This is a genomic window from Streptomyces sp. DH41 (genome assembly GCF_029813785.1).
In the GTDB taxonomy this organism is placed as follows: domain Bacteria; phylum Actinomycetota; class Actinomycetes; order Streptomycetales; family Streptomycetaceae; genus Streptomyces.
The window spans coordinates 136,451-157,663 of record NZ_JARVKY010000018.1; the positions used below are offsets into that span (position 1 = coordinate 136,451).

The following is a 21,213-nucleotide window of genomic DNA, read 5'->3' on the forward strand; positions in this document are numbered from 1 at the left end:
GGCCGGCCATGGTCACCCACGTGCGATCCGAAGAGCAGGGCGACGAGCGCGGAGCGCTGCTGTCCTTCCTGGCGGAGCAGCGCGGCGGCATCCGCCGGGCCGTGCTGGGCCTGACGGACGAGCAGGCGTCGTCCCGGCCCAGCGCCAGCGAGCTGTCCCTGGCCGGACTGCTCAAGCACGTCGCCGAGGTCGAGCAGGGCTGGGTCGCCCGCGCCAGGCAGGAGGCGCCGGCGGTCGCGCGGGACGAGTCGAACTGGCACGAGTGCTTCGCCCTGGTCGGCGACGAGACGGTCGCCTCCCAGCTGGCGTACTGGGAGAAGGTCGCCGCCGAGACGGAGGCGTTCGTCCGCTCGGTGCCCAGCCTCGACGACACCTTCCCGCTGCCGAACGACCCCTGGTTCCCGCCGGACGAGCGAGTCTCGATGCGCTGGCTCTGTCTGCACCTGATCCGCGAGACGGCCCGGCACGCCGGCCACGCCGACATCATCCGCGAGTCGCTGGACGGCGCCTCGGCCTGGGACCTGGTGGCCAGGGAACAGGACACTCCGGCCTAGTCTGGACCCATGTCAGTGATCCGTCTCCTGGTGCTCGGCGCGGTCCGTCAGCACGGGCGGGCCCACGGCTACCAGGTGCGCAACGACCTGGAGTACTGGGGCGCGCACGAGTGGTCCAACGCCAAGCCCGGCTCGATCTACCACGCCCTGAAGCAGATGGCCAAGCAGGGGCTGCTGCACGCGCACGAGATCGCCCCGTCGACCGCCGGCGGCCCGCCGCGCACGGAGTACGAGATCACGGAGACGGGCACCGAGGAGTACTTCAGCAGCCTGCGCGCGTCCCTCACGGCCTACGACCAGAAACCGGACGTGCTCTCCGCGGGCCTCGGTCTGATGGTCGACCTGGAACGCGAGGAGGTGCTCGCCCTCCTGGAGGAGCGGGTCCGGGCCATCCGGGAGTGGCGCAGGTCCGTCACCGAGTACTACACGCCCGAGGACGGACCCGGGCAGCTCGGTCACATCGGCGAGATCATGAACCTCTGGGTCCACTCGGCCGACACCGGCGCCGAGTGGACCCGCGCGCTCATCGAGCGCATCCGTGGCGGCGCCTACACCTTCGCGGGTGAGGGCGAGCCGTTCGTCGGCGTCCTGGCGGAGGGCGAGCGGAACCCGTACGCGACGGAGGAGCCGCATCCGGGGGACCGCGGCTGATCCCGGGCCTGCCGACCGGCCGGGTCCGGCAGCTCAGCACGCCCGGCCGCTCAGTGTGCGCGGCGACTCATCGAACCCGATCAGCTAATCAAGTTTGATTAATGCGTGCGAGGAGGATACGGTCCCGAGTGGAACGAGTAGTCAACTTTGACTAACTAGGGGGCCAAGTGACCGACGCGGCGATCATCGTCGAAGGAGCACGCAAGAAGTACGGCGGCAAGAGCGCGCTGGACGGGCTCGACCTGACGGTCGCGCGCGGCACCGTGCACGGCGTGCTGGGTCCGAACGGCGCGGGCAAGACGACGTTGGTCCGGATCCTGTCGACCCTGCTGCGCCCGGACTCCGGCCGGGCCGAGGTGGCCGGACACGACGTCGCCACCGACGCGTACGCCGTACGGCTGCGCATCGGCCTGCTCGGCCAGCACGCGGCGCTCGACGAGGAACTGGGCGGCCGGCAGAACCTGGAGATGTTCGGCCGCCTCCACCACCTGGGCGCCCGGCGGGCACGCGCGCGTGCTGACGAACTCCTGGCGCGCTTCGACCTCACGGAAACCGGACGCAAGCCGGTCAGCGCCTACAGCGGCGGGATGCGGCGCCGCCTGGACCTGGCCGCGTCCCTGATCACCGAGCCGGAGGTGCTCTTCCTGGACGAACCGACCACCGGCCTGGACCCCCGGGGTCGCGCCGAGGTGTGGGACTCCGTCCGTTCCCTGGTCGACGGCGGTACGACGGTCCTGCTCACCACCCAGTACCTGGAGGAGGCCGACCAGCTCGCCGACCGCATCTCGGTCGTCGACGCCGGCCGGGTGGTCGCCGACGGCACGGCGAACGAACTGAAGGCCGCCACCGGCGGCGACCGCGTCGACGTCGTCCTGCGCGACGCCGGTCAACTGGGCACCGCGGCCGCCCTGCTGCCACTCACCGGCGTCCGCGTCGACGCCCACCGCCGACTGCTCAGCGCACCGGTCACCGACCGCATGGCGGCACTCTCCGGCGTCGTACGGGCGCTGGAGGAGGCCGGCCTGGAGGCGGAGGACGTGGCCCTGCGCCGCCCGACCCTGGACGAGGTGTTCCTGCACCTCACCGACCGCACCGAGGAGGCCGCGTGAGCACGAACACCGAATCCGGTACCGCCACGAACACGGAAGCCCGTACTGCCACGAACACGGAACCCCGTACCGCCACGAACACCGCACCGGGTACCGCCACGAACACCGCACCCCGTACCGTCAGGAGCCCCGCCACGAACACCGCGATGTACGCGCTGACCGACTCCTGGACCATGACCCGCCGCGAGCTGGACCGCTGGGCCCGGCAGCCGGTCAGGGTGGTCGTCAACCTGGTCTTCCCCGTCATGCTGCTGCTCATGTTCGGCTACCTGGTCGGCGGCGGCCGGGGCGTGAGCGGCGACTACGTCGACTATCTGATCCCCGGGATGCTGGCCCTCACCATGGCCTTCGGCCTGGAAGGCACCATGATCGCCGTCACCCAGGACCTCAACAAGGGCGTCATCGACCGTTTCCGGTCCCTGCCGATGGCCAACGGCGCGGTACTGGTGGGTCGTTCCGCCGCTGACATGATCCAGTCGGCGGTGGGTCTCACGCTGCTGATCGCCGTCGGGTACGCCCTCGGCTGGCGCGCCCATGGCGGCGCCGGTGCCTTCCTGGGCGCGGTGGGCCTGCTCCTGCTCTTCCGCTTCGCGATGCTGTGGGTGGGCATCCACCTGGCGCTGGTGGCGGGGAAGCCGGAGCTGGTGCAGGCGGTGCAGATCCTGGTCTGGCCGGTCGGCTTCTTCTCCAACGCCTTCGCCGCACCGGAGGCCATGCCGGGCTGGCTGGGCACGATCGTCCAGTGGAACCCGATGTCCCAGACCGCCACGGCCGTACGCGACCTGTTCGGCGGCCCCGGCGGCGAGTCCGGCCACGTGTGGGCGGCGGTCGGATGGCCGCTGGCCCTGCTCATGGTGTTCTTCCCCCTGGCGGTGGCGAGGTTCGGTCGGCTCAGCCGCTGAGCGTCGGCGTGCCGGCGGGCGGGCCGGAGAACCCGTACGAGGCGGGCGCCGCCCCCGGTGAGTCGGATTCTCACTGGCCAGGTGCTGTGACCGGGGAGGTCACCGGGTGAAGCCGTGGTGGTGGAAGACGTCGTGGGGTGGCTGTGGGGCCGCTCCGAATTCGTTGGACACCTTCGGGTGAGTCGGCGAGCATCCGCGGATGACAGATGTAGCTGATCACCGGGGACCCTCCACCCGGAGTCCGAAGCGCGTACGTTGTGTCGAGCTGTCCGGCGGGGCGATGTCCGCTCTGCTCGATGGCGACCTGTCCGAAGCCGGCAGGGTGGCCGGGGTTTCGCTGACCGAGTACTTCCTGACCGACAGAGCACGGTGGCTGTGGCGGTTCCGGCTCGACCAGATGGCCGCCGATCCCGGCCAGGCGCGGTGGATGGTGCGACAGGCGGTCGTCGGCGACGAGGGCCTCGTCGTCGGACATGCCGGGTTCCACGGACCGCCCGACGAGGCCGGCATGGTCGAGATCGGCTACTCCATCGCTCCCGACTTCCGTCGCCAGGGATACGCCCGGTCGGTGCTGATCGAGTTGCTCCGCCGGGCAGCGGCCGACAGCGCGGTCACGACCGTACGGGCGACGATCAGCCCCGACAACGTGGCGTCCCTGGCCACGATCGCGGGCTTCGGCTTCGTCGAGGTCGGAGAGCAGTGGGACGAGGAGGACGGTCGTGAACTCGTCTTCGAAGTCCCTGCCCGCCGCCTTCCCTCCGCTTGACGGGAGGGTTCACCGCATGACGTCGCGCTGTGGCCGGCGCGGAGCGGCGTCGGGGTTCTCGCCACCGCTCGTACGGCGAACGGGGGCGAGATCTCGTGGTCGGCGGGCATCGGGCGTCGGATGTTCAGCGGTGGCTGCGGCGCATGGGTATCAGGTTGCCGCGCCGGTGGGCGGCGATGAGCATGGGGATCGCGATCAGCACGCTGATGATGACGGGCACGATCGACGCCTCGAGGCCGAAGTCTCCGCCGGTCACCAGGTCGGGGCCGGTCGGGGTGGTGACCATCAGGCCCTCCGAGGCATGGCCGGAGACGGGGATGCCGATCAGGCCCAAGCCGGTGTTCCAGGCGAAGTGCAGGCCCACGACGAACCAGATGTTGCGCGTCCACAAGAACGCGGCACCGAGGAGGATGCCGGCCTCGATGGCGATCGCGGCCGAACTCCACAGCGTGGCGCCCGGGTTGGCCGCGTGCAGTCCGCCGAACAGGGCCGCGGTGATCGCCAGAGCCGCCCAGCTGCCGCACAGCTTCTCCAGTGCCTGGAGGGCGAGGCCGCGGAAGAGCAGTTCCTCGGTCACGGCGGCGCCGACCTGTACCGCGGCCATGCTCGCCACGATCGACAGGCCGTCACCGGGCCGTTCGTCGAAGGAGAACTCGGTGAGGAGCGTGAGTATCGACACGGTGATGAGAGCGAAGCCGATCGCGACACCGAACAACGTCTGGGTCACGGCCCCCGACCTGGCGATCTCCGGTACGTCCCGCCGGGCAAGGTGGCGCATGACCGCCCAGTAGATGACAACCGCCACGACCGCACCCACGATGGCGACCACTCCACCCGCCGCGACCAGGCTGGACGCCAGGCCCACACCCACTATCCCGGTCAGCATCCAGCCGAGGGGGGACTGGAAGAAGCGGCCGGCCTTTTGGCGTGTGGGCTGGGGGGACGCGGTGCGCGTCATACTCATGATGACCTCCGTATGGCATCGGCAGCGTGCCTACCGCGACCTGCCAAGAACGCTACGAGAACGCCGACGTCTGCGAATCACCCCTGAGTGGACAGCTCCGAGTAGCTCCCACGGGGGACAGGGGTGACACAGGGCGCCGCGACGGGTGGGGGCGTTCACGGTCCGGCATCCGGGACCGCACCGGACTTGCACCTCACGTCACGTGAGGCGGCAGCGTGGAGGGCGTCAGAGAAAGGAGCGGAAGTGAGCTACTCCGTGGGACAGGTCGCCGGCTTCGCCGGAGTGACGGTGCGCACCCTGCACCACTACGACGACATCGGCCTGCTCGTACCCAGCGAGCGCAGCCACGCGGGCCACCGGCGCTACAGCGACGCCGACCTCGACCGGCTGCAGCAGATCCTGTTCTACCGGGAGCTCGGCTTCCCGCTCGACGAGGTCGCCGCCCTGCTCGACGATCCGGCCGCGGACCCGCGCGCGCACCTGCGCCGCCAGCACGAGCTGCTGACCGCCCGGATCGAGAAACTGGAGAAGATGGCGGCGGCCGTTGAGCACGCCATGGAGGCACACAGCATGGGCATCAACCTCACGCCCGAGGAGAAGTTCGAGGTCTTCGGCGACTTCGACCCCGACGAGCACCAGGAGGAGGTGCGCGAACGCTGGGGCGACACCGACGCGTACCGCCAGTCCCAGCAGAAGACCGCCTCGTACACCAAAGAGGACTGGCAGCGCATCCAGAACGAGACCGACGAACTCACCCGGCGCTTCGTCGCCCTGATGGAGGCGGGTGAGCCCGCCGGCTCCGAGGCGGCCATGGACGCCGCCGAGGACCACCGGCAGGGGATCGTCCGCAACCACTACGACTGCGGGTACGAGATGCACACCTGCCTGGGCGAGATGTACGTGTCGGACGAGCGTTTCAAGCAGAACCTCGACGCGGCCCGGCCGGGCTTCGCCGTCTACCTGCGTGACGCGATCCTCGCCAACGCCGCCCGGCACACCTCCTGACCCCGGTGGTCGTGGCCCGGACCACTCCGGCTCACTCCCGGGCCACGACCACCGCCGTCCCGTACGCGCACACCTCGGTGCCCACGTCCGCCGCCTCGGTCACGTCGAAGCGGAACGCCAGCACCGCGTTGGCACCCCGTGCGCGTGCCTGCTCGACGAGCCGGTCCATGGCCTGGTTACGGGTCTCGACCAGCGTCTTGGTGAGACCGCGCAGCTCACCGCCGACCAGTGACTTCAGCCCGGCACCGATCTGGCTCCCCAGGTGCCGGGAGCGCACGGTCAGCCCGAAGACCTCGCCCAGCACCTCCTGCACGCGGTGGCCCGGCAGGTCGTTCGTGGTCACCACGAGCACTTCGGGCTGCGGGCCCTGGCCGCCGCCGTATTCTTCAATACCCATGGTTCTCAGGTTTCCCCGGGGATGGGCACAGTGCACCCCGAGGACCCCCGTGGAACCTGGACCGCCACGGCCGCGTTGTACGTTTGGGCAGCCAGGTCCAGCCCTTCTCCCCAGCAGCAGGAGCCACAATCCCGTGACCACGCTTGCGCTCGGCCCCGAGTGGCTCAGCCCGGACTATCTGATCGAGACCTTCGCTCTACCGGGCATCCTGCTCATCGTCTTCGCCGAGTCCGGACTCTTCGCCTTCCTGCCCGGTGACTCGCTGCTGTTCACGGCGGGTCTCTTCGTGGCCGAGGGCAGTTACATCACGCAGCCGCTGTGGCTGGTGTGCACCCTGATCGTGCTGGCCGCCGTCATCGGCGACCAAGTGGGCTACATGATCGGCAAGTTCCTCGGTCCCAAGCTCTTCAGCCGTCCCAACTCCAAGCTCTTCAAACGGGAGAACCTGGACAAGGCCCACGAGTTCATGGAGAAGTACGGGCCCAAGGCGATCGTCCTGGCCCGCTTCGTGCCGATCGTGCGCACCTTCGCCCCCATCGTGGCGGGCGCCGGCCGCATGCGGTACCGCACCTTCCTCACGTACAACATCATCGGTGGCGTGGCCTGGGGCTCGGGTGTCACCCTCGCGGGCTACTGGCTCGGTCAGATCGAGTTCATCCGGACCAACGTCGAGCCGATCCTCGTCCTGATCGTCGTGCTCTCGGTCGTCCCGATCGCCATCGAGTACCTGCGTGAGCGGGGCAAGAAGAAGCGCGCCGCCGTGGCCGGGCCGACCGAACCGCAGTCGATGCCGTCGCCGTCGCCCTCGCCGTTCCAGCAGCAGTACCCGGTCATGGACGACGCCACGACCCAGCTCCGCCGCGTGGACCCGTACCCGGCGGCCCAGCAGCCGCAGCCGCAGCACCAGCAGCCGCCGCACCAGCCCCAGCAGTCGTACGGCCAGGGCTACGGCAACCAGGCCTACGGCCAGCAGCCTCCGCCGCCCGCCCAGCAGCGGCCGTACACCCAGCAGTACCCGCAGAACTACGGTCAGCAGCCGTACGGCGACCAGCCCCAGCAGTACGGCGACCAGCACCCGTACAACCAGGGCCGCTGAACCCACCCGCGTTCGCGGGGCCGTACCGACGTGCGGCCCCGCCACGTGGGCGGTGATCAGCCACGACACCGCGACGCTCCCGCACTCGCCGTCGTACCGCGCCGCCCGCCCGCCCCCTCGGGCGCCCCGCGTCGAGGCCGGCTAGAAGCCGCGGGTCCGCTTGGCCGCCCGCCTGCCGGCGGCACTCGCCGCGCCCGGCACCCTCAGGAACAGCCGCGAGATCTCCCCACCGAGGTTCACCCCGATGGCGATGGCCATGGCGAGCGCCACGGCCGTCGACAGGGACACCAGCCCCTTGTCGACCTCGCTCTGCGCGATCGCCAGCAGCCCGAAGTACGTCGCGGAACCGGGCAGCAGCGGGCCGATCGCCGCGGTCGTGTACGGCAGCGCCGACGCGAACCGGTACCGGGACATGAGCTGTCCGAACAGACCCACCAGCCCCGCCGCGGCGGCCGTGGACGCCACCGGCGAGATGCCGCCGGCGATGTGCATCGCGCCGTACACGACCCAGGCGACGCCGCCGTTCAGGGTCACCGCGAGCACGGTTGAACGTTCCTGCTGGAGCAGGATCGCGAAGGCCAGCGACAGCAGCATCGCCGCGCCGATCTGGACGAGGGGCTCGTCGCCCGTGCCCAGCGCGTCGTCCGGATTGAGCTCGGCGCCCAGCTGGACGCCGAAGTACAGCACGATCAGCACCCCGGCGACGATGCTGACGAAGAAGTACATGACCTCGAGCAGGCGCGCGGACGCGGTGATGTAGAAACCGGTCAGCCCGTCCTGCACCCCCGCCACCAGAGCCCGCCCCGGCAGCAGCGCGAACAGGCCACCGGTGATCACCGCGGACGCCTTCACGTCGACGTGGACCAGCGTCAGCATGATCCCCATCGCGGCCGGCGGCATCGCGGCCACCGCGAACTGGTAGAACTCCGGCAGCCCGCGCCCGGCGCACAGCCAGGCCAGCCGGTCACCGAGCATCGAACCGAGCATGGCCGCGACGAACACGGTCAGCCCACCGCCCACCAGCACCGACGCCGCGCCCGCGAGCAGCCCGCTCGCCGTGGTCAGCACCCAGGTGGGGTACGGGTGCCGGTTGCGGCGCATCTCGGCGAGGCGCCGGTAGGCCTCCTCCAGGGAGATGTTCGTGTCCGGGTCGCTGAGGTCGTCCACCAGGTGGAAGACGGCCGCGAGCCGCGTGTAGTCGGTGCCCCGGCGGCGTACCGTCCGCGACGCCGTGACCGGGTCCTCGACCAGGGACGGCTGATGGGAGATCGACAGCAGGGTGAAGGTGACGTTCGGCTCGCAGCGGTCCAGGCCGTAGGAGCGGCACACGGCGAACATCGCCGCCTCCACGTCCTCGGCGCCCTCACCGCCGGCCAGCAGCAGCTCCCCGATACGCAGGGTCAGGTCGAGCACGCGCGGCACGGCGGGGCCGGTCTCGTCGTCGTGCCGCTGCGCCGTCTCGGGCGCGGGCCGCTCGGCCACCGGCATGCGCAGCATCGCGCGCATCCGGTCCTGCCAGGGCACGTCCGTGAGCTTCACCGCGGGGAAGCCGCTCGCCGGGGTGAACGAGGCCGCGGTCCAGGCGTGGTACGTGCTCGGCAGGGTGAACGCCGACCCCTCGCCCTCCGCGGGCGCGGCCGGGGTCACGTCCAGCCCTTCGGGCAGCGAGAACTCCGAGGTCGTCTCGGCCTCCGTGCCGGCGGGCCGCGGGACGGCCAGCCCCTGCGGGATCTCGAACTCGGACGTCGTCGACGACTCGCCGTCGATCGACGTCCCCACTGAGCCGGGCGGCCGGAAGGCACTGTGGGCCTCGTCCGACTGCGGCTTGCGGTCCTCCGCCTCCGTCACCTGCGCAACGCTCCCTGGTCCGAACACCCTCCTGCCTGTAGCCCTCAGTATGCGTACCCAAACGTGAACGGGCCGCACGCCTCACGCGTGCGGCCCGTTACGGGTGGGGTTCCTGATCAGTGATCAGTGGCCGCCCTGGTCCTTGAAGCGCTTGTAGGACCGCTCGATCTCGGCCTCGGCGTCGGTGCGGCCGACCCAGTCGGCGCCCTCGACGGACTTGCCGGGCTCCAGGTCCTTGTAGACCTCGAAGAAGTGCTGGATCTCCAGGCGGTCGAACTCCGACACGTGGTGGATGTCACGCAGGTGCTCCACACGCGGGTCGGTCGACGGCACGCACAGCAGCTTGTCGTCGCCGCCGGCCTCGTCCGTCATCCGGAACATGCCGATCGCGCGGCAGCGGATGAGGCAGCCCGGGAAGGTCGGCTCGTCCAGGATGACCAGCGCGTCCAGCGGGTCACCGTCCTCGCCGAGGGTGCTCTCGACGAAGCCGTAGTCGGTCGGGTAGGCGGTCGAGGTGAACAGGCGGCGGTCCAGGCGGATACGACCGGTCTCGTGGTCCACCTCGTACTTGTTCCGCGAACCCTTCGGGATCTCGATCGTGACGTCGAACTCCACCGGACGCTCCTCCATGATCAGCACATAGTTCTGGTGGTTAAGTGTCCCTCACGCAGGTGGGTGATCGCGAAAGGGGCTGGTGGTAGTGCCGGAGCTGAGGCCTTGGCGGGCCGCGAGACCGCACGTGGTGCGGGCCGCGGGCGCCGTACGACCGCGTCTCGCACGCGCCGCGCGGGCCGCCGAACCGCACCTCGCGAGGTTCGCGCGGGCCACGGCGCCGCAGCTCGCGCGAGTGACGAGGCCGAAGACCTGGCAGTACACCGCCGGTGCCGCCACCGCCGGGCTGGCACTGGCCGCCGGTGTGGTGACCGCCGCCGGCCCCTGGGACTCCACGGGTCAGCGTACGGCCGAGCGGGACCGGGCCGTCGCACTGGAGCACACGGGTGGCGTAGATCACGGTCGCGGATCCGCGGGCTCTGGTACGGCGTCCGGGTCGCCCCGCCCCGCGCCGAGCGCCGCCTCCGTCCTGGCCGGCCTCGGCGGCGCCGCCGGCGAGGTGCCGGGCGGAGCCGAGGCGGCCCCGGACGGCACGGACCTCTCCGACGTCCTCGGGCCCCTGATGGGCGACCCGGCGCTCGGCACCCGCCCCGCGGCGGCCGTCGTCGACCTCACCACCGGCAAGCGCCTCTACGGCCTCCGCGCCGACGCCCCGCTCACCCCCGCCTCCACCACCAAGATCGCCACCGGCGTCGCCGCCCTCACCGCCCTCGGTCCCGACCACCGCCTCACCACCCGCACCGCCCTGGAGGCCGGCACCGGCGAACTCGTCCTGGTCGGCGGCGGCGACCCCACCCTCACCGCCCGCGAGGACGCCCGGGGCCTCGCCAGTCTGAGCGTCCTCGCCGAGAAGACCGCCACCGCTCTGAAGAAGCGGGACGTGCGCAAGGTGACGCTGTCGTACGACACGACGCTCTACGCGGGTGCGGAGGCGCACCCGATAGGGGTGAACGAGAACCTCGCCTCCATCACCGCCCTGATGGCCGACGAGGCCCGCACGGACGACTCCACCAGCGGCCCCGTCCCGCGCGTGCCCGACCCGGCCGCCGACGCCGCCCGCAGCTTCGCCGGCTTCCTGGAGAAGCACGGCGTCACCGCGTCGGCTCCCGGCCCGTCCAAGGCGACCGACCGCGCCGACACCCTCGCCACGGTCTCCTCGCCCCCGCTGTCGGCCCTGGTCGAGCGCATGATGACCAACAGCGACAACGACCTCGCCGAGGCCCTGGCCCGCCACACCGCTCTGGCGGCCGGCGAACCCGCCGACTTCGACGGGGTCTCCGCCGCCATCCCGGCCCGCCTGGCCCAGCTCGGCCTGCCCGTGCGCGGCTCGCGGTTCCACGACGGCAGCGGCCTGGACCGCACCGACCGGATCACCGCCGACCTGCTCACCGCGATGCTGGCCGAGGCGGCCGACCCGGCTCGTCCCGAGCTCCGTCCGGTTCTCACGGGCCTCCCCGTCGCCGGCTTCACCGGCACGCTGTCCAGCCGCTACACGGACGGCGCGGCCGGCCTCGTACGCGCCAAGACCGGCACCCTGACGGGCGTCAACACCCTCGCCGGCACCACGGTCTCCGCCGACGGCCGCCTCCTGGCCTTCGCCTTCCTGGCCGGCGACACCACGGACGCGTGGGCGGCCCAGACGGCCTTGGACCGGTTGGCTACGACCCTGGCGTCGTAGCCACGGGCAGTCGTGCGGGCGCCACCGCTGAGGGCTCCCCTCGTCGGAGGCGCCCCGCGGCGCCTGGGCCGAGCGCTCCCCTACCGTCGGAGGCCCCCCGCGAGGCCCGGCCGCGCACCCGCCCCCGCCCAGCACCGACACCGGTCACCCACACGGCGCAGTCCACCCCACCGCCCGCCACAGCCTGCCCCCAGCGGCAGCGCTCACGTACCGTTGACGCATGACGAGCATCGGCGCATCTTCCGGCATGGTCGACTGGAATCTCGCGGTGGCGACCGCGACCCGGCTCGTACGGCCGGGCCCCGAAGTGAGCCGCGACGAGGCCAGGGCCATCGTCGCGGAACTGCGCCGCCATGCCAAAGCCTCGGAGGAACACGTCCGGGGCTTCACTCGTATGGCCACCGAGGAGGTCCACGACACCCCCGTCCTCGTCGTCGACCGCCCCGGCTGGGTCCGGGCGAACGTCGCCGGGTTCCGGGAGATCCTGGGCCCCCTGCTGGAGAAGATGCAGGAGCGGCGCGGCAACGGCGCGGGCAACGCGGTCCTCGGCGCCGTCGGCGGCAAGGTCACCGGCGTGGAGCTGGGCATGCTGCTGTCGTTCATGTCCTCCCGCGTCCTCGGCCAGTACGAGACCTTCGCCCCGGCCACCCGGGAACTCCCCGCCGGTGCGAACGGCGGCGGCCGGCTGCTGCTGGTCGCGCCGAACATCGTGCACGTGGAGCGCGAACTCGACGTCGACCCCCACGACTTCCGGCTGTGGGTGTGTCTGCACGAGGAGACGCACCGCACGCAGTTCACCGCGGTGCCCTGGCTGCGCGACCACCTGGAGGGCGAGATCCAGTCGTTCCTCGCGGAGACCGACGTCGACCCCATGACCGTGCTGGAGCGAGTCCGCGAGGCCGCCCAGACGCTGGCCGGCGGCCGGCCCGAGGCGGAGGAGGACGACGGCGGCCGGTCCCTGGTCGAGCTGGTGCAGACGCCGGCCCAGCGGGAGGTCCTCGGCCGTCTCACCGCCGTGATGTCCCTGCTGGAGGGCCACGCCGACTTCGTGATGGACGGGGTCGGCCCGGCGATCGTGCCGAGCGTCGGGGAGATCCGCGAGAAGTTCCAGCAGCGCCGCGCCAAGGGCGCTTCCCGCCTCGACCTGGCACTGCGCAAGCTGCTCGGCCTGGACGCCAAGCTCCGCCAGTACCGGGACGGCGAACGCTTCGTACGGGCCGTCGTCGACGAGTGCGGCATGGACGGCTTCAACCGGGTCTGGACCTCGCCCAACACCCTCCCCACCAAGTCGGAGATCGCCAAACCGGCGGACTGGATCGCACGGGTGCACCGCAAACCGGAGTCGTGAGCTCCGCGGGCAGGGCGTGAAACGAATCCGGCCGACGGCAGTCGAACGCCCCTCCAATCACCCGTCCGAGGGACCGTGAGGCCTCGGCAGGCGTGCGATGCTCAGGGAACGGCCCGTTTCTGTCACCATCTACGTACTCTGCGTGACCGAATCTCGGGCTCACCCCCCGACAACTTCATGAAGGGCACCGGACATGGGTCCCCATCCTGCGGTCGCGGCGATACGCCTGGCGGTCCGCCGCGTCCTCCACGACATCCTCACCGAACCGAACACCACGGCCGGCGTTCCCGCCGCGACGGCCGCCGATCGCGCGCCCGACCGTGCCGCCGATCGCGCGCCCGACCGTGCCGCCGACCGAGCTGCCGGGCTTCCGGCGTCCCCGCTCGTGCTCGTGGCCTGCTCCGGCGGCGCGGACTCCATGGCGCTCGCCTCCGCCCTCGCCTTCGAGGCTCCCCGGCTCGGCATCCGCGCCGGCGGCGTCACCGTCGACCACGGCCTGCAGAACGGCTCCGACCTGCGCGCCGAAGAGGTCGTCCTGCGCCTGCGCGAGCTCGGCCTGGACCCCGTCGAGGCCACCGCCGTCACCGTCGGCCGCGGGGGAGGGCCCGAGGCCGCCGCCCGCGACGCCCGCTACGCCGCCCTGGACGCCGCCGCCGCCCGCCACGGCGCCGCCGCCGTCCTGCTCGGCCACACCCGTGACGACCAGGCCGAGACCGTCCTGCTGGGCCTCGCCCGCGGCTCCGGCATCCGTTCCCTGTCGGGCATGGCCGCGGTCTCGGGGGCCGGCGGCCGTTACCGCCGCCCCTTCCTCCAGGTCGACCGGCAGACCGCCCGCAAGGCCTGCATGGTCCAGTCCCTGCCCGTCTGGGACGATCCGCACAACGCCGACCCGGCGTACACGCGTTCCCGGCTGCGCCACGAGGGTCTGCCCGCCCTGGAGAAGGCGCTCGGCAAGGGCGTCGTCGAGGCCCTCGCCCGTACGGCCCAACTCTCCCGGGACGACGCCGACGCCCTCGACACCTGGGCCCGCCAGGCCGAGGCCGGCGTCCGCGACGCCACGGGCGTACTGGAGTGCGCCAAGCTCTACGCCCTCCCGCCCGCCGTACGCCGCCGGATCCTGCGCCGCGCCGCCATCGACGCGGGCGCTCCGGCCGGTGCGCTGTTCGCCCGCCACATCGAGGAAGTCGACCGGCTGATCACCGGCTGGCGCGGTCAGGGGGCCATCAACCTCCCCGGCAGAGTCGTCGCTCAGCGGCAGGGTGGCAGACTGGTGATTCGGCAAGGCTGAATCCGGACCCACCCACCGATCCGCGTACGGATCGCCGGGGCACTCCGGAGTGGCCGGTGGGACGACCGAAAGTGATGCGGGTGGACGCGAACGACATGGGTGCCGACCTCGAGAAGGTACTCATCACCAAGGAAGAGATCGACGCGAAGCTGGCCGAGCTGGCCGCGAAGATCGACGCGGAGTACGCGGGCAAGGACCTGCTCATCGTCGGCGTCCTCAAGGGCGCCGTGATGGTCATGGCCGACCTGGCGCGCACGCTGTCCACCCCCGTCACGATGGACTGGATGGCGGTGTCCTCGTACGGCGCGGGCACCCAGTCCTCCGGCGTGGTGCGGATCCTCAAGGACCTCGACACCGACATCAAGGGCAGGCACGTCCTGATCGTCGAGGACATCATCGACTCCGGCCTGACCCTGTCCTGGCTGATCTCCAACCTCGGCTCGCGCGAGCCCGCCTCCCTCAAGGTGTGCACGCTGCTGCGCAAGCCCGACGCCGCGAAGGTCGCCATCGACGTGGAGTGGGTCGGTTTCGACATCCCCAACGAGTTCGTCGTCGGCTACGGCCTCGACTACGCCGAGAAGTACCGCAACCTGCCGTTCGTCGGTACGCTCGCGCCCCACGTCTACGGCGGCTGACACGGCCTCGTAGCCTGCTCCACGGCGTTTCGGGGGCGGCCGGGAACCCCTGGGGCCCCCGCGCCGTTGAGCATGCAGACGGGACGCCGGCCGTCCCGTGCGGCTGAGGGCCGCCGGGCTGGGGTACCGTCAGAAGAACTGTCTTATCAAACTCACTATGGCAGGAGGGACGGGGCGCCACCGCTCCGTGTGGATGGACGTGAAGCGATACTTCCGTGGGCCAATCATGTGGATCGTGCTGGCCGTCCTTGCCGTGGTCGTGTTGATGCAGGTCGTCGGCTCGTCCGGCGGCTACAAGACGGTGGACACCGGCCAGGTCGTCCAGGCGATCAACGACAACAGGGTCGAGTCGGCCAAGCTGACCACCGGCGACGAGCAGAACATCAAGGTTCAGCTCAAGGACGGCGAGAAGGTCAAGGGCAGCTCGAAGATCCAGGCGAGCTACATCGGCGACCAGGGCGTGACCCTCGCCAGCACACTGCAGAACAAGTACCAGGACAAGCAGATCCCCGACGGCTACACGGTGTCGCCGTCGAAGCAGAACCCGTTCGTCGGGCTCCTGATCACCCTGCTCCCCTTCGTCCTCATCGTGGTCATCTTCCTGTTCCTGATGAACCAGATGCAGGGCGGCGGCTCCCGCGTCATGAACTTCGGCAAGTCCAAGGCGAAGCTCATCACCAAGGACACCCCGAAGACGACGTTCTCGGACGTCGCCGGTTCGGACGAGGCCGTCGAGGAGCTCCACGAGATCAAGGAGTTCCTGCAGGAGCCGGCCAAGTTCCAGGCCGTCGGCGCCAAGATCCCCAAGGGTGTGCTGCTGTACGGCCCGCCCGGCACCGGCAAGACCCTGCTCGCGCGTGCCGTCGCGGGCGAGGCGGGCGTGCCGTTCTACTCGATCTCCGGTTCCGACTTCGTCGAGATGTTCGTCGGTGTCGGTGCCTCCCGGGTCCGTGACCTGTTCGAGCAGGCCAAGGCGAACGCGCCGGCCATCGTCTTCGTCGACGAGATCGACGCGGTCGGCCGCCATCGCGGCGCCGGCCTCGGCGGCGGCCACGACGAGCGCGAGCAGACCCTGAACCAGCTGCTCGTCGAGATGGACGGCTTCGACGTGAAGGGCGGCGTGATCCTGATCGCCGCGACGAACCGTCCGGACATCCTCGACCCGGCGCTGCTGCGCCCCGGCCGCTTCGACCGGCAGATCGCCGTCGACCGTCCGGACATGCAGGGCCGTCTGGAGATCCTCAAGGTCCACCAGAAGGGCAAGCCGGTCGCACCCGACGTCGACCTGTCGGCCGTCGCCCGCCGCACCCCCGGCATGACCGGTGCCGACCTGGCCAACGTGCTGAACGAGGCCGCCCTGCTGACGGCCCGCAGCAACCAGAAGCTGGTCGACAACCACATGCTGGACGAGGCGATCGACCGTGTGGTCGCGGGCCCGCAGAAGCGGACCCGGATCATGTCGGACAAGGAGAAGAAGATCACCGCGTACCACGAGGGCGGACACGCCCTGGTCGCGGCGGCCTCACCGAACTCCGACCCGGTCCACAAGATCACGATCCTGTCCAGAGGCCGGGCCCTCGGTTACACGATGGTGCTCCCGGACGAGGACAAGTACTCGACCACGCGCAACGAGATGCTCGACCAGCTCGCTTACATGCTGGGCGGCCGCGCGGCCGAGGAACTGGTCTTCCACGACCCGACGACCGGTGCCGCCAACGACATCGAGAAGGCCACCAGCGTGGCCCGCGCGATGGTCACTCAGTACGGCATGACCGAGCGGCTCGGTGCGATCAAGTTCGGCGGCGACAACAGCGAGCCGTTCCTCGGGCGCGAGATGGCTCACCAGCGCGACTACTCGGAAGAGGTCGCCGCGCTGGTCGACGAAGAGGTCAAGAAGCTCATCGAGACGGCGCACAACGAGGCCTGGGAGATCCTGGTCGAGAACCGCGACGTCCTCGACAACCTCGTCCTCGCCCTGCTGGAGAAGGAGACGCTCGGCAAGGAGGAGATCGCCGAGGTCTTCGCCCAGATCGTCAAGCGTCCGGCCCGGCCCGCCTGGACCGGCTCCTCCCGCCGTACGCCCTCGACCCGTCCGCCGGTGCTCTCCCCGAAGGAGCTCGCCCTGACGAACGGAGCGAACGGCGCGCCGGCGGCGATCTCCACCGCCAAGAGCACCACGCCGGAGCCGGCTCCGGCCCCGGCTCCGGAACGAGCCCCGGAGGACCGCCCGGAGAGCTGACCCAGCCACTCCCGGCGGCCCCACCAGGCCCGGAATGTATGCCGACCGCAGGACAGGACAGGAACGAGGCAGCAGATGACCGACCCCGTGACGCTGGACGGCGAGGGCCAGATCGGCGAGTTCGACGAGAAGCGGGCCGAGAACGCCGTACGCGAGCTGCTCATCGCGGTCGGCGAGGACCCGGACCGCGAGGGTCTGAGGGAGACGCCCGGGCGGGTGGCGCGGGCGTACAAGGAGATATTCGCGGGTCTGTGGCAGGAGCCCGGGGATGTGCTGACGACGACGTTCGACCTCGGGCACGACGAGATGGTCCTGGTGAAGGACATCGAGGTGTTCTCGACCTGTGAGCACCACCTGGTGCCGTTCCGCGGCGTGGCGCACGTCGGCTACATCCCGTCCACCAGTGGCAAGATCACCGGCCTGTCCAAGCTGGCCCGGCTCGTGGACGTCTACGCCCGCCGTCCGCAGGTGCAGGAACGTCTCACCACGCAGGTCGCGGACTCCCTGATGGAGATCCTCGAGCCGCGCGGCGTGATCGTCGTCGTGGAGTGCGAGCACATGTGCATGTCGATGCGCGGCATCCGCAAGCCCGGCGCGAAGACCATCACCTCGGCGGTGCGCGGCCAGCTGCGCGATGTCGCCACGCGCAACGAGGCGATGAGCCTGATCATGGCGCGCTGACGCCGGGTGGAGTCCGAGGGGCGCGGTGTCGGCGGGCGTCACTGTGCCTACGGGTGGAGCCCTGCCGACAGGTGGAGCCCTGATCCGGTGTCGTCCCGGTCCGGTGTCGCCCTGGTCCGGTGTCGCCCTGATCCGGTGTCGCCCTGGTCCGGTGGCGCGGTGGGCGCCGGGGCGGTGACGGCGGTGACGGGTCAGACCGCTGGGGCAGCGCCCGGGGTGTCCTCGTCGTCGTCCTCCGGGAGCTTGCAGACGCGCTCCAGGAAGATCGCGGCCGCTATGACGGCGATGCCCGCCACGACCGAGAAACCGGCGTAGAACGCCTGGTCGCGGCGGGCCGGGACGTCGAGGTACTCCAGGAGGAAGACGCCCATGCCGCCGTACATCCCGGCGACGAGGGCGGCCACCAGCGCGCTGGCCTGGCCGAAGACGACCGCGCGGGCCGCCATCATCGGGTCGACGCCCTTGGCGCCCTGGACGCGCTCCCGCTGGGCCTTCAGGCGGGTGCGGAGCGAGAGCGCCGTGGCCAGCAGGATCACGGCGATCAGGGCGAGCACGACGGGGGCGGCCAGGGGGACGCTGGGGAGGCTCCCGATCGAGTTCCACAGGCGGGCGCCCGCCCAGGACAGGATCCCCGCGACGACGAACACGCCGGCCAGCACCCTGATGCGCAACTCTTCCACGGTGTCCCGGTGTCCCTTCGGTTCCCCTGCGTGGTCGTCCTGACCTTGTCGACCTTAACGACTACTCGGGCAGCCGGAGTTCCAGGTCGGCGCGGGGCGCGATGCCCTCCCGGGTGACGGAGGCCAGGAGGTCGGCCACCGGACCGTGTCCCGGCAGCTGGGCACCGGGGTCCACGTCGTGCCAGGGGGCGAGCACGAAGGCGCGTTCGTGGGCGCGCGGGTGGGGGAGGGTGAGCTGCGGGTCGTCGGAGACGACCTCGGCGTAGGCGACGATGTCGACGTCGAGGGTGCGCGGGCCCCAGCGCTCGTCGCGGACGCGGTGGAAGGCCTCCTCGACGGCGTGCGCCCGCTCCAGCAGGGAGGACGGGGGCAGGGTGGTCTTGAGGATCACGACCGCGTTGAAGTACGAGGGCTGGCTGTCGGGGTCGACGCCCCACGGCTCCGTCTCGTACACCGGCGAGACCCCTTTGACGCGCACGCCCGGGGTGTCCTCCAGGGCGTCGATGGCGCCCTGGAGGGTCTCCAGGCGGTTGCCGAGGTTGGCGCCGAGGGCGATCACCGCGCGCTTGGGGTTGGACAGCGTGGTGTCGGCCGCGTCGACCTGCTCGATGACGGAGGCGGGCACCGGTTGTACGGTCGGGTCGCTCGGACCTTTGGTGAAGGGGGCGCTCATACACGGCTCCGGATGATGGTGACGGTCACGTCGTCGAAGGGGACGGTGATCGGCGCGTCCGGCTTGTGGACGCAGACCTCGACCTCCTCGACCCCTTCGTGTTTCAGACAGACCTGGGCGATGCGCTCGGCGAGCGTCTCGACCAGGTTGACGGGCTCGCCCTCGACCACGGCCACGACCTCCTCGGCCACGATGCCGTAGTGCACGGTCTTCGCCAGGTCGTCGTCGGCCGCGGCCGGTCGGGTGTCCAGGCCCAGGACGATGTCCACGAGGAAGGTCTGGCCGTCCTCGCGTTCCTTGGGGAACACACCGTGATGCCCTCGGGCCTTCAGGCCGCGCAGCGCGACACGATCCACGCGAATCACTCCTGCAGTCGTCGGTCTCGGCCGGTCCGTACCGCGTGCGGGCGGTACACCGGCTTCAGTCGAATCTACCCGCGAGCACCGACAGCGCCGGGCCACGGGGGGTGTGGGGGCGGGCGTACGCCAGGAGGATTCATCCTGTGTTCGCTCTGGCGGCCCTGGTGGATCACGGGTTGGTAGCCGCCCATACCCGCCGGTCCGTGATTCCAACCACTTCAGGGTCCTGTGGGGTCAGGGAGGGGTGTCCTCGCCGTCCTCGTCGTCGGTCTCGGCCAGCACGGGGGAGGCGTGGTGCGACCACAGCTTCCAGCCGGAGGGCGTGCGCCGGAACGCGTTGGTGGCGACCACGAGCTGGCCGACGAGGGGGCCCAGCTCGTCGCCGCCCTCGGGGGCGGGGCCGCCGCTGAGGATGTTCTCGGTGCAGGTCACCAGGGCGGTGTCGCCGGTCACGGAGACGTGCACGTCGGTGAGGAAGAACTGGATGTAGTCGGTGTTCGCCATGATCAGCGCGTAGGAGCGGAGGACCTCGCCGCGGCCGGTGAGCACCGGCCAGCCGGGATGCACGCAGGAGACCACGCCGGCGTCCGCCGGGTCGTGGTACGACTCGTCGACGCCCAGGTCGGACGGGGTGAGCCAGAACTCGGACACCGTCTCGAAGTCGCCCTGCTCCAGTGCCTCGTAGAAGGCGGTGTTGGCGGCCTCGACCTGTTCGACGTCGATGTGGGGGGCGTTCACCGGGGGCCTTCCGTGCCGGTGCCGGTGCCGGTGTCCTGGCTGGTGCCCGTGCCCGTGCCCGTGCCCTGTCCGGTGCCCGTGCCCTGGTCCGTTGTGCGTGCTCCCTCGACGGCGCGCGCGACCCGTACGGCGTCGGCCGTGGCGCGTACCTCGTGCACGCGTACGGCCCACGCGCCGGCGTGCGCCGCGAGCGCGGAGACGGCGGCGGTGGCCGCGTCGCGCTCGCGCGCGGGGGGCGGGGCGGCGCCCGGCCCGGCGAGTACCCGGCCGAGGAACCGCTTGCGGGAGGCGGCGACGAGCAGCGGGTGGCCGAGGCCGAGCAGGCGGTCGAGGTGGGCCAGGAGGACGAGGTCGTGCTCGGCGTCCTTGGAGAAGCCGAGACCGGGGTCGACGACCACGCGGTCGGGCGCGACGCCGCCCTCGACAACCGCCTCCACGCGCGCGTGGAGCTCGTCCATGACCTCGGCGACGACGTCGTCGTAGGTGCCCCTGACGTTGCCGCCCGCCAGGAGGCCGCGCCAGTGCATGACGACGAAGGGGGCGTCGGCGTCGGCGACGACCGGGATCATCCGGGGGTCGGCGAGGCCGCCGCTGACGTCGTTGACCAGGGCGGCGCCGGCCGCGAGGGCCTGCTCGGCGACCGAGGCGCGCATCGTGTCGACGGAGATGGTGACGCCTTCGGAGGCCAGACCGCGCACGACCGGGACCACCCGCCTGAGCTCCTCGTCCTCGTCGACGCGGGTCGCGCCGGGACGGGTGGACTCGCCACCGACGTCCACCAGGTCGGCGCCCTGGGCGACCAGGTCGAGGCCGTGCTTGATGGCGGCCGTGGTGTCGAAGAAGCGGCCGCCGTCGGAGAAGGAGTCGGGGGTGACGTTGACGACCCCCATGACCGCGCAACGGTCCCATACGGTCAATCCCGCGAGGTGGCGGCGGCCGGTCTGCTTGCTCATGTGTTCAGCCTAGGCCCAGGGGGCGGGGTGCCCGCGG

The 21,213-nt window shown here is 71.2% G+C and carries 22 protein-coding genes; 13 read left to right on the forward strand and 9 right to left on the reverse strand.

From position 1 onward, the window contains the following. Nucleotides 1-8: 8 nt before the first annotated feature. From QC283_RS26815 to QC283_RS26835, 5 genes are all read left to right on the forward strand, one after another. Nucleotides 9-554 carry a DinB family protein gene (locus QC283_RS26815; RefSeq protein ID WP_279564256.1) on the forward strand — a complete coding sequence of 182 codons (546 nt, stop codon included), beginning with the start codon at nucleotides 9-11 and terminating at the stop codon, nucleotides 552-554. Nucleotides 555-563: 9 nt separating this feature from the next. Then, complete coding sequence (locus tag QC283_RS26820; protein ID WP_279564257.1) at nucleotides 564-1,205, forward strand: PadR family transcriptional regulator; 642 nt, start codon at nucleotides 564-566, stop codon at nucleotides 1,203-1,205. Between the two features lie 167 nt (nucleotides 1,206-1,372). Then, complete coding sequence (locus QC283_RS26825) at nucleotides 1,373-2,314, forward strand: ATP-binding cassette domain-containing protein (RefSeq protein WP_279564258.1); 942 nt, start codon at nucleotides 1,373-1,375, stop codon at nucleotides 2,312-2,314. Between the two features lie 146 nt (nucleotides 2,315-2,460). Beyond that, nucleotides 2,461-3,216, forward strand: coding sequence for an ABC transporter permease (locus QC283_RS26830; RefSeq protein ID WP_279564309.1), 756 nt, complete (start codon nucleotides 2,461-2,463; stop codon nucleotides 3,214-3,216). Between the two features lie 280 nt (nucleotides 3,217-3,496). After that, nucleotides 3,497-3,982: a GNAT family N-acetyltransferase gene (locus QC283_RS26835; protein ID WP_279564259.1), complete on the forward strand. Its 486-nt coding sequence runs from the start codon at nucleotides 3,497-3,499 to the stop codon at nucleotides 3,980-3,982. A 124-nt stretch (nucleotides 3,983-4,106) separates the two neighbouring features. Here the strand turns inward: QC283_RS26835 and QC283_RS26840 are convergent, their stop codons facing one another. After that, the gene (locus tag QC283_RS26840; RefSeq protein ID WP_279564260.1) at nucleotides 4,107-4,946 is read right to left on the reverse strand and encodes a CPBP family intramembrane glutamic endopeptidase; all 840 of its coding nucleotides are present in this window, start codon (nucleotides 4,944-4,946) and stop codon (nucleotides 4,107-4,109) included. Between the two features lie 243 nt (nucleotides 4,947-5,189). Between QC283_RS26840 and QC283_RS26845 the strand changes: the two genes are divergently transcribed. Then, nucleotides 5,190-5,951 carry a MerR family transcriptional regulator gene (locus QC283_RS26845; RefSeq protein WP_279564261.1) on the forward strand — a complete coding sequence of 254 codons (762 nt, stop codon included), beginning with the start codon at nucleotides 5,190-5,192 and terminating at the stop codon, nucleotides 5,949-5,951. Between the two features lie 31 nt (nucleotides 5,952-5,982). Here QC283_RS26845 and QC283_RS26850 read toward each other — a convergent pair whose 3' ends face one another. Further along, nucleotides 5,983-6,348: a YbjQ family protein gene (locus tag QC283_RS26850; protein ID WP_279564262.1), complete on the reverse strand. Its 366-nt coding sequence runs from the start codon at nucleotides 6,346-6,348 to the stop codon at nucleotides 5,983-5,985. A gap of 133 nt (nucleotides 6,349-6,481) precedes the next feature. On the opposite strand from QC283_RS26850, the gene QC283_RS26855 reads away from it, so the two are divergent. Continuing rightward, complete coding sequence (locus QC283_RS26855) at nucleotides 6,482-7,444, forward strand: DedA family protein (protein WP_279564263.1); 963 nt, start codon at nucleotides 6,482-6,484, stop codon at nucleotides 7,442-7,444. A 141-nt stretch (nucleotides 7,445-7,585) separates the two neighbouring features. Here QC283_RS26855 and QC283_RS26860 read toward each other — a convergent pair whose 3' ends face one another. Further along, nucleotides 7,586-9,292, reverse strand: a complete 1,707-nt coding sequence (locus tag QC283_RS26860) for a threonine/serine ThrE exporter family protein (protein WP_279564264.1) — start codon at nucleotides 9,290-9,292, stop codon at nucleotides 7,586-7,588. Between the two features lie 123 nt (nucleotides 9,293-9,415). Next, on the reverse strand, nucleotides 9,416-9,907 hold the full coding sequence (locus QC283_RS26865) for an inorganic diphosphatase (RefSeq protein ID WP_279564310.1): 492 nt from the start codon (nucleotides 9,905-9,907) through the stop codon (nucleotides 9,416-9,418). A gap of 79 nt (nucleotides 9,908-9,986) precedes the next feature. Here QC283_RS26865 and dacB point away from each other — a divergent pair, with 79 nt between their 5' ends. The 6 genes from dacB to folE all read left to right on the forward strand — a co-directional run bounded on the left by dacB (nucleotide 9,987) and on the right by folE (nucleotide 17,773). Next, nucleotides 9,987-11,582, forward strand: a complete 1,596-nt coding sequence (dacB, locus tag QC283_RS26870) for a D-alanyl-D-alanine carboxypeptidase/D-alanyl-D-alanine endopeptidase (protein ID WP_279564265.1) — start codon at nucleotides 9,987-9,989, stop codon at nucleotides 11,580-11,582. Nucleotides 11,583-11,802: 220 nt separating this feature from the next. Next, a complete protein-coding gene (locus QC283_RS26875) occupies nucleotides 11,803-12,930 on the forward strand; it encodes a zinc-dependent metalloprotease (RefSeq protein WP_279564266.1) in 1,128 nt (375 codons plus the stop codon). 193 nt (nucleotides 12,931-13,123) lie between these two features. Further along, nucleotides 13,124-14,218 carry a tRNA lysidine(34) synthetase TilS gene (gene tilS / locus QC283_RS26880; protein WP_279564267.1) on the forward strand — a complete coding sequence of 365 codons (1,095 nt, stop codon included), beginning with the start codon at nucleotides 13,124-13,126 and terminating at the stop codon, nucleotides 14,216-14,218. A 74-nt stretch (nucleotides 14,219-14,292) separates the two neighbouring features. Further along, complete coding sequence (hpt, locus tag QC283_RS26885) at nucleotides 14,293-14,853, forward strand: hypoxanthine phosphoribosyltransferase (RefSeq protein WP_007452004.1); 561 nt, start codon at nucleotides 14,293-14,295, stop codon at nucleotides 14,851-14,853. Between the two features lie 193 nt (nucleotides 14,854-15,046). Next, nucleotides 15,047-17,092: an ATP-dependent zinc metalloprotease FtsH gene (ftsH, locus tag QC283_RS26890; protein WP_279564268.1), complete on the forward strand. Its 2,046-nt coding sequence runs from the start codon at nucleotides 15,047-15,049 to the stop codon at nucleotides 17,090-17,092. Nucleotides 17,093-17,167: 75 nt separating this feature from the next. Beyond that, complete coding sequence (gene folE, locus QC283_RS26895; RefSeq protein ID WP_279564269.1) at nucleotides 17,168-17,773, forward strand: GTP cyclohydrolase I FolE; 606 nt, start codon at nucleotides 17,168-17,170, stop codon at nucleotides 17,771-17,773. Between the two features lie 191 nt (nucleotides 17,774-17,964). Here folE and QC283_RS26900 read toward each other — a convergent pair whose 3' ends face one another. From QC283_RS26900 to folP, 5 genes are all read right to left on the reverse strand, one after another. Beyond that, complete coding sequence (locus tag QC283_RS26900) at nucleotides 17,965-18,453, reverse strand: DUF3180 domain-containing protein (protein ID WP_279564270.1); 489 nt, start codon at nucleotides 18,451-18,453, stop codon at nucleotides 17,965-17,967. 61 nt (nucleotides 18,454-18,514) lie between these two features. Further along, nucleotides 18,515-19,126: a 2-amino-4-hydroxy-6-hydroxymethyldihydropteridine diphosphokinase gene (folK, locus tag QC283_RS26905; RefSeq protein ID WP_279564271.1), complete on the reverse strand. Its 612-nt coding sequence runs from the start codon at nucleotides 19,124-19,126 to the stop codon at nucleotides 18,515-18,517. Then, a complete protein-coding gene (gene folB, locus QC283_RS26910) occupies nucleotides 19,123-19,482 on the reverse strand; it encodes a dihydroneopterin aldolase (protein WP_011028954.1) in 360 nt (119 codons plus the stop codon). Before folB ends, folK begins: the two co-directional genes overlap by 4 nt. 237 nt (nucleotides 19,483-19,719) lie before the next feature. Beyond that, nucleotides 19,720-20,223, reverse strand: a complete 504-nt coding sequence (locus QC283_RS26915; RefSeq protein ID WP_279564272.1) for a nuclear transport factor 2 family protein — start codon at nucleotides 20,221-20,223, stop codon at nucleotides 19,720-19,722. Further along, on the reverse strand, nucleotides 20,220-21,176 hold the full coding sequence (gene folP / locus QC283_RS26920; protein WP_279564273.1) for a dihydropteroate synthase: 957 nt from the start codon (nucleotides 21,174-21,176) through the stop codon (nucleotides 20,220-20,222). Before folP ends, QC283_RS26915 begins: the two co-directional genes overlap by 4 nt. Between the last annotated feature and the right edge of the window lie 37 nt (nucleotides 21,177-21,213).

What these genes read in the sequence shown, in the direction of transcription:
- QC283_RS26815 (WP_279564256.1), top strand. Translation starts at nt 9, where the DNA reads ATGGTCACCCACGTGCGATCCGAAGAGCAGGGCGACGAGCGCGGAGCG.
- QC283_RS26820 (WP_279564257.1), top strand. Translation starts at nt 564, where the DNA reads ATGTCAGTGATCCGTCTCCTGGTGCTCGGCGCGGTCCGTCAGCACGGG.
- QC283_RS26830 (WP_279564309.1), top strand. Translation starts at nt 2,461, where the DNA reads ATGTACGCGCTGACCGACTCCTGGACCATGACCCGCCGCGAGCTGGAC.
- QC283_RS26835 (WP_279564259.1), top strand. Translation starts at nt 3,497, where the DNA reads ATGTCCGCTCTGCTCGATGGCGACCTGTCCGAAGCCGGCAGGGTGGCC.
- QC283_RS26840 (WP_279564260.1), bottom strand. Translation starts at nt 4,946, where the DNA reads ATGAGTATGACGCGCACCGCGTCCCCCCAGCCCACACGCCAAAAGGCC.
- QC283_RS26850 (WP_279564262.1), bottom strand. Translation starts at nt 6,348, where the DNA reads ATGGGTATTGAAGAATACGGCGGCGGCCAGGGCCCGCAGCCCGAAGTG.
- QC283_RS26875 (WP_279564266.1), top strand. Translation starts at nt 11,803, where the DNA reads ATGACGAGCATCGGCGCATCTTCCGGCATGGTCGACTGGAATCTCGCG.
- tilS (WP_279564267.1), top strand. Translation starts at nt 13,124, where the DNA reads ATGGGTCCCCATCCTGCGGTCGCGGCGATACGCCTGGCGGTCCGCCGC.
- hpt (WP_007452004.1), top strand. Translation starts at nt 14,293, where the DNA reads ATGCGGGTGGACGCGAACGACATGGGTGCCGACCTCGAGAAGGTACTC.
- ftsH (WP_279564268.1), top strand. Translation starts at nt 15,047, where the DNA reads ATGGACGTGAAGCGATACTTCCGTGGGCCAATCATGTGGATCGTGCTG.
- folE (WP_279564269.1), top strand. Translation starts at nt 17,168, where the DNA reads ATGACCGACCCCGTGACGCTGGACGGCGAGGGCCAGATCGGCGAGTTC.
- folK (WP_279564271.1), bottom strand. Translation starts at nt 19,126, where the DNA reads ATGAGCGCCCCCTTCACCAAAGGTCCGAGCGACCCGACCGTACAACCG.
- folP (WP_279564273.1), bottom strand. Translation starts at nt 21,176, where the DNA reads ATGAGCAAGCAGACCGGCCGCCGCCACCTCGCGGGATTGACCGTATGG.